The organism is Snuella lapsa, assembly GCF_039539345.1.
Lineage (GTDB): Bacteria > Bacteroidota > Bacteroidia > Flavobacteriales > Flavobacteriaceae > Snuella > Snuella lapsa.
Window position 1 is genome coordinate 88,642 of sequence record NZ_BAABCY010000099.1, and the last position, 12,237, is coordinate 100,878.

The window sequence follows — 12,237 nt, forward strand, 5'->3', positions numbered from 1 at the left end:
AATAAAACGCTATTCCTGTAAGGGTTAATTACAAAAAACTACTATTTCAAAAGTAGTTTTTTATAATCATAAAAACTCAGCTATGAACAGAAAAACATTTATTCAAAAAGCCCTGGGAGCCTTACTTGTAGCACTACCTGCATACGCTGCTATAAGTTGTTCGAGTTCTTCTAATGATTCCGAAAATGGAGGAGGTAACGGAGGGGACAGTCAAGGAAACTGTTTACAAAATGGGACTTCTAGTTCTATAACATCCAACCACGGCCATAGTCTAACTGTTTCTAAAGAAGATGTAAGTGCAGGTGTAGAAAAAACCTATGATATTACTGGATCCTCTGGTCACTCGCATAGCGTTACAGTCACCTCAGGTAACTTTACAACATTAAAAAACAATCAGCAGGTTAGCGTTACGTCTACCAGTGGAGATGGACATACCCATAGTGTAACCATTAGATGTGCTTGATTAAGTTTTAAGCTAATTTGGAACTGTTGAGAAAATATATGTGTATTTTCGCAGTATGATTTCAGTAGTTATTTTAGGGGCTGGTAATGTTGCCACACATTTATTTAAAGTTTTTAACAAAACAGAAAACATCACAGTAAGGCAATGGTTTAATAGAAACTTAAAACCTATAGACCAGTACAAAAATAGTGTTTCTATCACAGATAAATTAGAAGCATTAAAAGATGCCGACGTCTATATATTAGCTGTTAGCGACGATGCTATTGCAGGTATTTCTTCTCAATTACCATTTGAGAATAGGCTTATAGTGCATACTTCTGGCTGTGTAAATATTCACGATATGGATAAAAAGAACAGACGCGGTGTACTTTATCCATTACAAACCTTTAGCAAAGCGGCTACCATCGATTTTTCAAATGTTCCTATTTGCATTGAAACCCTCGACAAAAAGGACTATCACCTTTTAAAGCATCTGGCCGTAAGTATAGGTAGCCCAACAAAACGTATCAATACCAATCAACGAAAGGTATTGCACTTAGCTGCTGTATTTGTTAATAATTTTACAAATCAGCTCTATCGAATTGGTCACGAAATTACAGAATCGGAAGGCGCCGAATTCGACCTTTTAAAACCCCTCATTATAGAAACTGCTAAAAAAGTACAGACCATGTCTCCATATATGGCACAAACCGGACCTGCCAAAAGGAATGACCAAAAAACTATAAAAAATCATTTAAGCCTTTTAGAAAACAACCATCATAAAGACATATATAATCTATTAACACAAGCTATTCAACGTACCCATGGAAGAAAAAAGTTATAAGGAATATTTAGAACACATAACCACATTTATTTTTGATGTAGACGGTGTGCTTACCGATGGGACTATTTCCATCACTACTAGTGGCGAAATGCTTAGAAACATGAATATTAAAGATGGTTACGCCCTTAAAACAGCCATAGACAACAATTTTAATATCTGTATTATTTCAGGTGGATCTAACGAAGGTGTAAGGTTGCGTTTAAATGGTCTCGGGATTTCTGATGTTTATCTAGGGGTGCACAATAAAGTAGAACAATTGGAAAACTACTTTAAGGCCAATAATATAAAATCTGAAAATGTGTTGTTCATGGGAGATGATATTCCAGATTACACCGTTATGAAACGTGTTGGGCTGCCTTGCTGTCCACAAGATGCCGTTCCCGAAATAAAGGCTATTTCTAAATACATTTCACATAAAAAAGGAGGTAAAGGTGCTGTGCGCGATGTCATCGAACAAGTTATGAAAGTACAGGGTAAATGGCTTGGTAATTTTGATGCCAAATATGACTAGCTGTAAAAACTTTGTTTTAACATGTTAACTTTTAAACGTTAAACCAATACTAAATGCCTAGCATTTTAAACCTCATACGCTGGAAAAACCTGCTAATGCTTGCCATGGTACAATTACTGGTTAAGTACGCTCTACTAGAGCCTTTTGGGGCATCTTTGGCATTGGATGGTTTTGGTATTACACTTTTAATTATTGCAACGGTCTGTATTGCAGCTGCCGGCAATATTGTTAACGATATTAACGACGTAGAAACAGATCGTATCAATAAACCCGATAAGTTAATTATTGGTAAGTTCATTTCCGAAAAGCATGGCTATAACCTGTTTTTCTTCTTTAACTTGGTAGGTGTTGGATTGGGTTTTTATTTATCCTATTTAATAGGGAAACATGCGTTCTTTTCCCTATTCGTTATAATCTCTATACTACTTTACCTATATGCTACTTATTTAAAACAACAGCTCATTATCGGTAACATTATAGTGGCTTTGCTTGTAGCGCTGAGTATTGTTATAGTTGGCGTTTTCGACTTACTCCCAAACATTACCCCCCTGAATCGTAATACGCAGTGGATCTTTTTCAAAATCATATGGGACTATGCTATCTTTGCCTTTATAATTAACTTCATTCGAGAACTAACAAAAGACATCGAAGATATTAACGGTGACCATAAAGCTGGGATGTACACATTACCAATAGCCATTGGCAGAGAACGGGCCAGGATCGTACTATTTATTTTAAGCTTTGTCCCTCTATTTGGAACCACTTTTTACACCATAAATACATTATATAAAAATCAATATGCAGTATTGTACTTTTTAATATGTATCATAGCCCCCTTGCTATATACAACCATAAAAATATTCAATGCAAAAAATAATAAAGATTATCACCACATAAGTAACATACTTAAGTTGATTATGGTATTTGGAATGCTTTCTTTACTTTTATACAAGTATATTTTATTAGCCTAATGTTAAGCGAAAAACTAAAGCAACACCATATTATATTAGCCTCAGGTTCTCCTAGGCGACAGGATTTTTTTAAAACCCTAGGGTTGGATTTCGAGATTCGGTTAAAACCAGTAAAAGAGGAGTACCCTCCCCGTTTAACACATTTTGAGATTAGCAATTACCTCGCTCAACTCAAAGCATTACCCTTTAAATCTGAATTAAAGCCAAATGATATTTTAATAACCAGTGATACAATTGTATGGCACAATAACAAAGCCTTGGGAAAGCCCCTCGATGAAACCGACGCCTTCAACATTATAAAATTAATAAGCAATACAACACACGAAGTGATAACATCGGTATGTTTTACTACCAAAGCCTATCAAAAAACACTTTATGGCAATACCAAAGTAACCTTTAAAGACTTAACCGATGAAGAGATTCTATATTACATAAAGACCTACAAGCCATTTGACAAAGCTGGTGCTTATGGCATTCAAGAATGGATAGGACAAATAGGAGTGACAAAAATAGAAGGCTCCTATTTTAATGTTATGGGACTACCCACCCACCTTGTATACAAAACATTAAACAAAATAGCAGATGATACGATAGACGCCCTATAAATTCGTAACTTTATAGTATCTAAACCGTTCATTATCATGCAAAAAAATATCAAAATAAAGATATGGATATTTGTTATTATTGTTTCTGCTATTTACTCTTGTAAAAACGAATTAAGATCCGACTCAATAGCTTATAACAACGTAACGACCTCTCCCCACTCCCAAAGCACCAAACCCCAAAAACTTTCTCAAGAGTTTAAAAACTATTGGTATTCTGGAAATGCCGAAGTAAGTGCCTACAAACTAGAACAAGCGCGTTATAGTGAATTAAGAAACGGGCATGCCTTTTTAATTTATGTAACCGAAGATTTCCTTCCAAGCTCTCAAGTGAAAGCAGAAAAGAAAACTTCCAACAGCATTTCTGTTCTCAAATTAAATGCTACCAAAAAATTTAACACTGGAATATATCCCTATTCCATAATGCAAAGTACCTTCTACCCCGTAACAAATAACCAACATGCCATTAAAGTATCTTGTTCTGTACAAGAATGGTGTGGCCACGTGTACACTCAACTAAATAATCGGGAATCATTCAATATTGTATCCCATTCGTATTTTGAAGGTGAAGCCGATAACAGTTTTAAACTTGAAAAAGCAATTATAGAAAATGAATTATGGACACAGTTACGTATAAACCCAAAATCACTACCAACAGGCAATTTACTTATCATTCCTAGCCTAGAGTACACTAGGTTAACCCACACGCCAATTAAGGCCTATAGTGCCACGGCTCTTCTAGCAAAAGACAGCTACACTTTATCGTACCCAGAATTAAACAGAAAATTAGTCATTCGATTCAATCCTCTTTTCCCTTACGACATTACAGGATGGGAAGAAACCTTTAAAAGTGGTTTTGGCTCCAATAGCAAAGAACTTACCACAAAAGCTACCAAAATAAAATCCATAAAATCACCTTACTGGAACAAAAACCGTAATAAAGACAGTACATTAAGAAAAATGCTACATCTAAAGTAAATTTATCCAAGGTGTTAACAGAAAAGATTTTAGTTTAAAGGCTAAACCTGGCTCATTTAAATCTCAACTATGGCTTAAATTATTTTCTTTTTGAACGTATATTTGCTGTAAACTTTTATAGGTATGGCATCGTTTTTTACAATCAACCAAGACAAACTTATTATATCTGGAGTTGTTCTTTTTTCACTTCTTATTATAAGATATATAATTAATTTCACCATTACTAAGGTAGCTAGAAAAAATGGTATTAATGAAGCCCGTATTAGGTTGATGCGCCGTTATGTAACTGTAACGCTATTTTTAATTACTTTATTAATAGAAGCTTTTGTATTTGGAACCGAACTAGAAGATCTTGCTTTAATATTTTCTTCCATTTTTGCCGTTATAGGAATAGGCTTATTTGCAATTTGGTCCATTTTAAGCAATGTCACATCTGGTATTATTATGTTTTTTAATTTTCCTTATAAGGTTGGTGACAAGATAGAAATTCACGATAAAGACTTTCCTATAAAAGCTATTATTGAAGATATTAGAGCTTTTCAATTGCATTTACGCCTTGAAAATGGCGATTTGGTTACTTATCCCAACAACCTAATGCTACAAAAGGCTGTTACACTTGTTGAAAAAGATGCTATAGACGATGGTATTGATACTATTTAAATATTCTCTATATTTATAGTTAGCATCCTCGGGGCAAGACCACGAGACGCTTATTGAAAACCCATGTTGATTTCGAGGTATACTATGGAGCATTAAAATCCTGATTATCTGGCAAAAATTTCGCTTATGGCAAAAAAACGAAGCAAGAAGTTTCAAAAAAAAATAGGTCAAGTCCCAGGAACCGTTATCTATACTGGGGAAAAATCAACGCGAGACCTTTTCATTGAAGTATTTAATTACGATAAAGACAATTACATTGAGAAAAATTTTTCAAACGTTGACGAATGTTTTGATTTCAGGCAATCAAATACGGTTACATGGATAAACTTAAATGGTTTGAACCATGTAAGCCAAATTGAAAAAATCGGAGAACACTTTAGCATACACCCACTAGTTTTAGAGGATATTGTTAATATTTCACAACGTCCCAAAATAGACATTTATGATGATTATCTCTTTGTCGTAGTTAAAATGCTCTACTATGATACGAATGAAAAAATAATTTCAGAACAAGTAAGCCTAGTCTTGGGAGAAAACTATGTACTTTCTTTTCAAGAAGCCGAAGGTGACGTATTTGATAGTCTACGTGATAGAATTAGAAATGCGCAAGGAAGAATACGAACACAACAGGCAGATTACTTACTATATGCCTTAATGGATGCTGTTGTAGATCATTATTTTAATATCATAGAAATTTTAAGTGACAAAATTGAAGATTTTGAAACCGATATTTTTTCAGGTAATGTACATGAGCATTTCAACAAAGATATTCAAGATCTAAAACGGGAAATTCTTAGGGTACGCCGGGCTATTTTTCCAATTCGAGAAGTAATTAGTCGTATTGAAAAACATGAAAGTCCATTAATCAACAAAAAAACGATCGCCTATTATAGAGACATTTACGACCACTTGATTCAAGTAGCAGAAAACATCGATATATATCGTGAAATGATATGGAGTTTAATGGATATGTACATGACCTCCATTAGTAATAAAATGAATGAAGTAATGAAAGTACTCACCATTATGGCTTCCATCTTTATTCCTTTAACTTTCATTGCTGGAATCTATGGGATGAACTTCGATTATATTCCTGAATTACGCTATAAATATGCTTACTTTATTCTATGGGGCGTCTTAATTGTCATTTTTGTAGCCTTACTATGGTTTTTCAAACGAAAAAAATGGCTTTAAGTCGTATGTTTTATAACGTTAAAGAAACATTAAAACCCCAAACAACACAGGTTTACTTTTATATATTTGGTGTCTAGCTACTAAACTGCTTATTATGCCTAGATATATACGCATTTCATTCATATTTCTATTAACAGTATCCTTTTTGCAAGCACAAAAACCTACTCAACCCACTGCTTCTAAGATATATGAATCCTTACAAAAACTTAATTTTTTAGGTTCCGTACTATATATTGCTGCACATCCAGATGATGAAAACACACGACTAATTTCTTACATGTCCAATAAGGCAAAAGCAAGAACAGGTTACTTATCCTTAACCCGTGGTGATGGAGGTCAAAATCTTATTGGTCCAGAAATAAGGGAATTACTTGGAGTCATTAGAACCCAAGAACTTCTTGCTGCCAGACGGGTTGATGGAGGTGAGCAGCTTTTTACACGAGCCAACGATTTTGGATACTCAAAACATCCAGACGAAACCTTGTCTATTTGGAACAAAGATGAAGTGTTAAGCGACGTTGTATTAGCAATACGTAAATTTAAACCCGACATTATCATTAACCGTTTCGACCACCGATCGCCAGGTAGTACCCATGGGCATCATACAGCATCTGCCATGTTAAGTATGGAAGCCTTCGACATTGCTAACGACAACACACAATTTCCAGAACAAATTAATCAAACCAGTACTTGGCAGCCCAAACGCCTATTCTTTAATACTAGTTGGTGGTTTTATGGCAGCCAGGAAAAGTTTGAAAAAGCCAATAAAGAAAATATGTTGAGCTTCGACATTGGTGTGTTTTACCCGCTAAAAGGAGTTTCTAATAACGAAATTGCGGCACTAGCAAGTAGCCAGCATTTATGCCAAGGATTTGGCCGCCTATCTCAGCGTGGTTCCCAAAAAGAATACATTGAGTTTTTAAAGGGTATTCCCATAGAGAACAATGAAGATGTTTTCTCTGGAATTGATACTAGTTGGGAACGTATTAAAGGAGGCAAGGCCATTGGTTCAATCCTTTATAAAATTGAAAACGAATTTAATTTCAAAGATCCTTCTAAACACATCCCTCAACTACTAGAAGCATACAAACTACTTCAAAATATTAAGGACGAACATTGGAAAACTATAAAAACCAAGGAGCTTAAGTCTATTATAGAAATGTGTGCCGGGCTGTATTTAGAAGCATCCGCAAACACCAATTGGGCTACCCAAAACGAAACGGTTGATTTAAATATTGAAGCCCTTAACAGAAGTAATACTTCCATTGTTCTTGAAAGCATAGACCTTTGGAATGGAGAGCACATCACAAAAAACTTAAACTTACAAAACAATACTTCAGAAAAATTCAAGCAAGATTACTACTTATCTACTGAAGAAAATTACAGCACCCCCTATTGGCTAAGTAAAAAAGGTTCTTTGGGCATGTACAAAGTGGAAAACAAAGGACTTATAGGCCTTCCTGAAACACCAAGAAATGTAGCCGTAAACTTTAATTTAAAAATTAACAATATTCCCATTACCTTTACTAAAGCTGTTATACAACGCTATTCAAAACCAGATAAGGGAGAACTGTACAGACCGTTTGAAATCATTCCAGAAGTATCTGCAAAAATCAAAGAAAAAGTAATCATCTTTGAAAACGACACTCCCAAAAAAATTTCAGTAACAGTTAAAGCTGGTCGAGATCGGATACGTGGAACTGTAGAACTATGTACTCCTAGTACTTGGCATGTATCCCCTAAGACACAAACGGTAGATATGAACCTTAAAGGAGAAGAACAAACCTTCGAATTTACAGTAACACCTCCCAAAAATCAAGATGAAGGTTATATAAGCCCTTTAGTAGACATTAATGGAAAAGCATACACTAAAGAGCTTATTGAGATTGCATACGAACACATCCCATTTCAAACCGTCCTTTTACCTAGTGAAAGTAAAGTAGTGCGTTTAAACATAAAAAAGAAAGGAGAATATATTGGCTATATTCAAGGCGCTGGTGATGTTGTTCCCGAAAGTTTAGAACATATTGGGTACCAAGTTGAAACCATTGCACCAGAAAGCATAACCTCTGAAACATTACGCAAGTTTGATGCTATTGTTGTTGGTATTCGTGCCTATAATACAGTTGAAGCCTTAAAATTTAAACAGGAGATATTATTCAACTATGTCTCGCAAGGAGGCAATATGATCGTACAGTATAATACAAATCGAGGCCTTAAGGTGGACAAACTGGCTCCATTCGACTTAAAATTGTCAAGAGACCGTGTTACGAACGAGCATGCCAAAGTACACTTTTTGCACCCTGAGCACCCTTTATTAAATCACCCAAACAAAATAACGCAACTAGACTTTGAAGGTTGGACACAAGAACGTGGACTGTACTTTCCTGATGAATGGGACGATGCCTTTACTCCTATTCTATCTATGAATGATAAAAATGAACCTTCAAAAAAAGGTAGTTTGCTTGTTGCCAAATATGGCAATGGCTATTACATATATACAGGATTAAGCTTTTTTAGGGAATTTCCTGAAGGCGTTTCTGGAGCGTATCGCTTATTTGCCAATATGCTTTCCATTGGAAAAGAAGATTTGAAATTAAAGGCCACATTAAACGATTAAAAATGACTGAAAAACAATCTCCTAAACAACCTTGGCTTAAATTGTATTCCCTTGTACTAATAGCCAATGCTATCTATTTTATTGTCTTTTACCTCATCATGAAATCTTTTTAGACCATGCAAAATTTAAATTGGATAGATTGGACTGTCTTAATTGTAACCCTTTTAGTTATTGTTATTTACGGCACATGGCAAACCCGAGGCAGTAAAAATGTACAGGACTACTTAAAAGGAGGCAACACCTCTAAATGGTGGACCATTGGCTTATCTGTTATGGCAACACAGGCCAGTGCCATTACATTTTTATCAACACCAGGTCAGGCCTTTAATGACGGTATGGGTTTTGTTCAGTTCTACTTCGGTCTCCCTTTTGCCATGGTTATTATTTGTATGGTATTCATACCGCTTTACCATCGGCTTAAAGTGTATACTGCCTATGAATTTTTGGAAAATCGCTTCGATTTAAAAACACGTACGCTCGCAGCTATTCTTTTTTTGATTCAACGCGGATTGGCTGCCGGAATTACCATATTTGCCCCGGCCATAATCTTATCGGTTGTATTAGGATGGGACTTACTAACCCTTAATATCATAATAGGGGTTTTGGTAATTATATATACCGTTTCGGGCGGTACGAGAGCTGTAAACGTAACCCAAAAGCATCAAATGGTCGTTATCTTTATAGGCATGCTCGTAGCTTTCTTTATTATTGTTAGTAAACTACCCCAAGACATAACATTTAGTAAAGCCTTGCACATTGCCGGAGCCAGTGACAAAATGAATATTCTGGATTTCTCGTTCGATTTAAATAACCGCTATACATTCTGGAGCGGTATTATTGGTGGAACCTTTTTAATGCTCTCATATTTCGGCACCGATCAAAGTCAGGTACAACGTTACTTATCTGGAAAATCAGTTAAAGAAATGCAATTGGGCTTAATTTTTAACGGACTTCTTAAAGTCCCGATGCAATTCTTTATTTTATTGGTCGGGGTTATGGTTTTTGTATTCTATCAATTTAACAAGGCACCTGTTAATTTTAACCCAACAGCATCTGAACTGGTTTTAAATTCAGAATTCGCCGAAGACTACAAAATTCTTCAACAAGAACAAGAACAACTTTTCAATACCAAACAAGACCTTATAAAATCGTTTGCTATTTCGAAAGATAATAGTACCCAAGCTCAAATTTCTGAAGCCAACAAAACCCAAAATAAGATTAGGGACAAAGCCAAATTACTAATCGAAAAGGCTTCCGAAAACCAACAAATAAAGGTTGAAAGTAACGATAAAGATTATGTCTTCATTCATTTTATTTTAAATAATCTGCCTCGTGGTCTCATTGGGCTTTTGTTGGCTGTTATTTTAAGTGCAGCCATGTCCAGCACATCCAGTGAACTGAACGCTTTAGGGTCGACCACAACCATAGATCTGTACAAACGAAATACCAGTGAAAAAACGGAGACAGAAATGGTTCGTGCCTCTAAGTGGTTTACATTTGGATGGGGAATCATTGCCATTGGCGTTGCTTGCATTGCAAATTTAGCCGAAAACCTAATTCAGTTAGTTAACATTATAGGTTCCATTTTTTATGGCAATGTTTTAGGCATATTTTTAATTGCTTTTTTCTTTAAATCTGTTCGAGCTAACGCTGTGTTTTTTAGTGCTCTAATAACGCAGTCTATCATTATTATTCTATTCTTCCTTAACGAATACGACTATATAAACCTGCCTTTCTTATGGTTAAACTTTGTAGGCTGTGCTATTGTTATTGCTTTATCTTTATTGGCTTCATTTAAAACTTTAGGCAACAGGGATAAAATCATTCAGGTACTAATTACTTTTATCCTAGCCTATTTTGGTTATATCATTTATAACTAAATACAAAACGTTAAAAACAAAACTATAAACTGCAGAGTCATCAGATAAGGCAAAATTGCAAATAAATTTGCTCAAGATCTGTTAAGTGTTCACCTGTATTAAATTATGCGCCTTAGCTATAGCTTCCTGAGTTTAAGAAATTGCAAAGTCCCTAGGTATGAATACAACATATCAACACATTCTTTGTCAAGGTAAAATAACGAATTGACGTTTAATTTTAGTAAAGAACTCATCAATCTCCTTGGTACCATGTAAGAACAGCATCGGCTTAATTACTAAACTGAAAAAAGATTAGCTTCATTACTTTTATAATCCTTTATTCTTAAAAAATAACCCCCGCTAAGCTTTGACCTAACGGGGGTTGCAACTATGTTTTTATTGAATCTTTATAAAGCCCCCCATTCCTTAAGGGAATCTTTATTCATTTTTACATAATCGTCATTACCTGCTTCCTCAGCACCAGCTAAAGATTTTTTAGCTGTAGCAATCGCTGCTTTCTTATCGCCTGCTTTTGCATAGATTAGTGATTGTTGCCTTAATTGCCAAAAGGCTGGCTTTTTAGTCATGGATATGGCTTTTTCCATCCATTCTTTAGCCTGATTGATATCCTTACCTTCTCTTGAATAATATACTGCTGCAGCATAATAATCATTTGCAGAAGGTCCATTCATTACCTTGTTTATTGAAGCCGTTACAGTTTTGTCTGTTGGTACTTCAAAAGGTACACCAACATATACATTTTCCCATAACATCCCTAAAACAGCAGAACCACTACTTAAATCATCGAATGTCATAGTAAACGTCTCAACTTTCATGGGCATCTCATAAATTTGGGCTGTTGCCTTTGCCGCAACTTTCGATTCATCCCATTTTTGAGGTGTTCCCCAGTTATTTGTATCGCTGTAAAAGATAACATCCCATGATGTTTTTCTTGGTTTTGTAAAGATAGCGTAAGAGCCTGCTTTAACTGTCTTCCCTGCAATTTTCACATCTTCGCCAAATGTAATCATTGTATTTTTGTTAGCTCCCGTACGCCAAAGTTTATCATAGGGTACTAAATTTCCAAAAATAGTACGTCCTCGCATAGAAGGTCTTGAGTATTCCAGAACAACATCCGTAAGCCCTACTTTTTGCTCTATTTTAGCAGATGGACTTGGTGCCGGCGTGTCTATTTGAGCATTTACCGAATACATTAAAGCAAATGCCATGACACTTAATAATAGTTTCTTCATATTTGATTTGAATTAGTTAACGTTAATGATTGATATAAAAATACGTATTCCTAAATTCTAAATTGTTAACAAAAGCTTAAATTAAGAGATTGTATATTTGTCAAAGGAATAAAAACCTTAATAATTTAAATGTGAGAACGAGTATAACGAGCGTTTACATCCGTTCAAAACTCGTAATTAATTTAATATCAAATTACTGCCAAATTTTAAACGAATGAAACCCTCATTACGCTGCAAAATAATTTTAAAGGAATCCGTCACAAAAGGGTATGAATAAGTAAAGAAAAAACCCGTCTATTTGTT

The 12,237-nt window shown here is 35.1% G+C and carries 11 protein-coding genes; 10 read left to right on the top strand and 1 reads right to left on the bottom strand.

The features are described 5' to 3' along the window. The first annotated feature begins 82 nt into the window (after positions 1-82). The 10 genes from ABD792_RS17955 (at position 83) to ABD792_RS18000 (ending at position 10,702) form a co-directional block, all read left to right on the top strand. Entirely contained in the window at positions 83-463 is a 381-nt protein-coding gene (locus tag ABD792_RS17955) for a hypothetical protein (protein WP_345007752.1), read from the top strand. A 55-nt stretch (positions 464-518) separates the two neighbouring features. Continuing rightward, the gene (locus ABD792_RS17960; protein WP_345007753.1) at positions 519-1,286 is read left to right on the top strand and encodes a Rossmann-like and DUF2520 domain-containing protein; all 768 of its coding nucleotides are present in this window, start codon (positions 519-521) and stop codon (positions 1,284-1,286) included. After that, a complete protein-coding gene (locus tag ABD792_RS17965) occupies positions 1,267-1,797 on the top strand; it encodes a KdsC family phosphatase (protein WP_345007754.1) in 531 nt (176 codons plus the stop codon). The genes ABD792_RS17960 and ABD792_RS17965 overlap by 20 nt, the downstream gene beginning before the upstream one ends. A 53-nt stretch (positions 1,798-1,850) precedes the next feature. Then, positions 1,851-2,768 (top strand): geranylgeranylglycerol-phosphate geranylgeranyltransferase, encoded by a 918-nt coding sequence (locus tag ABD792_RS17970; RefSeq protein WP_345007755.1) that lies wholly within the window; start codon positions 1,851-1,853, stop codon positions 2,766-2,768. Beyond that, positions 2,768-3,373 (top strand): Maf-like protein, encoded by a 606-nt coding sequence (locus ABD792_RS17975; protein ID WP_345007756.1) that lies wholly within the window; start codon positions 2,768-2,770, stop codon positions 3,371-3,373. Before ABD792_RS17970 ends, ABD792_RS17975 begins: the two co-directional genes overlap by 1 nt. A gap of 36 nt (positions 3,374-3,409) precedes the next feature. After that, positions 3,410-4,348, top strand: a complete 939-nt coding sequence (locus tag ABD792_RS17980) for a septum formation inhibitor Maf (RefSeq protein WP_345007757.1) — start codon at positions 3,410-3,412, stop codon at positions 4,346-4,348. A 123-nt stretch (positions 4,349-4,471) separates the two neighbouring features. Next, positions 4,472-5,008 (top strand): mechanosensitive ion channel domain-containing protein, encoded by a 537-nt coding sequence (locus tag ABD792_RS17985; RefSeq protein WP_345007758.1) that lies wholly within the window; start codon positions 4,472-4,474, stop codon positions 5,006-5,008. 126 nt (positions 5,009-5,134) lie between these two features. Continuing rightward, complete coding sequence (gene corA, locus ABD792_RS17990; RefSeq protein WP_345007759.1) at positions 5,135-6,202, top strand: magnesium/cobalt transporter CorA; 1,068 nt, start codon at positions 5,135-5,137, stop codon at positions 6,200-6,202. A 94-nt stretch (positions 6,203-6,296) separates the two neighbouring features. After that, the gene (locus ABD792_RS17995) at positions 6,297-8,822 is read left to right on the top strand and encodes a PIG-L family deacetylase (RefSeq protein ID WP_345007760.1); all 2,526 of its coding nucleotides are present in this window, start codon (positions 6,297-6,299) and stop codon (positions 8,820-8,822) included. 116 nt (positions 8,823-8,938) lie between these two features. Then, the gene (locus ABD792_RS18000; protein WP_345007761.1) at positions 8,939-10,702 is read left to right on the top strand and encodes a sodium:solute symporter family protein; all 1,764 of its coding nucleotides are present in this window, start codon (positions 8,939-8,941) and stop codon (positions 10,700-10,702) included. Positions 10,703-11,088: 386 nt separating this feature from the next. On the opposite strand, the gene ABD792_RS18005 is transcribed toward ABD792_RS18000, so the two are convergent. After that, positions 11,089-11,934 carry a DUF2911 domain-containing protein gene (locus ABD792_RS18005; protein WP_345007762.1) on the bottom strand — a complete coding sequence of 282 codons (846 nt, stop codon included), beginning with the start codon at positions 11,932-11,934 and terminating at the stop codon, positions 11,089-11,091. Positions 11,935-12,237 lie beyond the last annotated feature (303 nt).

What these genes read in the sequence shown, in the direction of transcription:
- ABD792_RS17960 (WP_345007753.1), top strand. Translation starts at nt 519, where the DNA reads ATGATTTCAGTAGTTATTTTAGGGGCTGGTAATGTTGCCACACATTTA.
- ABD792_RS17955 (WP_345007752.1), top strand. Translation starts at nt 83, where the DNA reads ATGAACAGAAAAACATTTATTCAAAAAGCCCTGGGAGCCTTACTTGTA.
- ABD792_RS17975 (WP_345007756.1), top strand. Translation starts at nt 2,768, where the DNA reads ATGTTAAGCGAAAAACTAAAGCAACACCATATTATATTAGCCTCAGGT.
- ABD792_RS17995 (WP_345007760.1), top strand. Translation starts at nt 6,297, where the DNA reads ATGCCTAGATATATACGCATTTCATTCATATTTCTATTAACAGTATCC.
- corA (WP_345007759.1), top strand. Translation starts at nt 5,135, where the DNA reads ATGGCAAAAAAACGAAGCAAGAAGTTTCAAAAAAAAATAGGTCAAGTC.
- ABD792_RS18000 (WP_345007761.1), top strand. Translation starts at nt 8,939, where the DNA reads ATGCAAAATTTAAATTGGATAGATTGGACTGTCTTAATTGTAACCCTT.
- ABD792_RS17970 (WP_345007755.1), top strand. Translation starts at nt 1,851, where the DNA reads ATGCCTAGCATTTTAAACCTCATACGCTGGAAAAACCTGCTAATGCTT.
- ABD792_RS18005 (WP_345007762.1), bottom strand. Translation starts at nt 11,934, where the DNA reads ATGAAGAAACTATTATTAAGTGTCATGGCATTTGCTTTAATGTATTCG.
- ABD792_RS17985 (WP_345007758.1), top strand. Translation starts at nt 4,472, where the DNA reads ATGGCATCGTTTTTTACAATCAACCAAGACAAACTTATTATATCTGGA.
- ABD792_RS17980 (WP_345007757.1), top strand. Translation starts at nt 3,410, where the DNA reads ATGCAAAAAAATATCAAAATAAAGATATGGATATTTGTTATTATTGTT.
- ABD792_RS17965 (WP_345007754.1), top strand. Translation starts at nt 1,267, where the DNA reads ATGGAAGAAAAAAGTTATAAGGAATATTTAGAACACATAACCACATTT.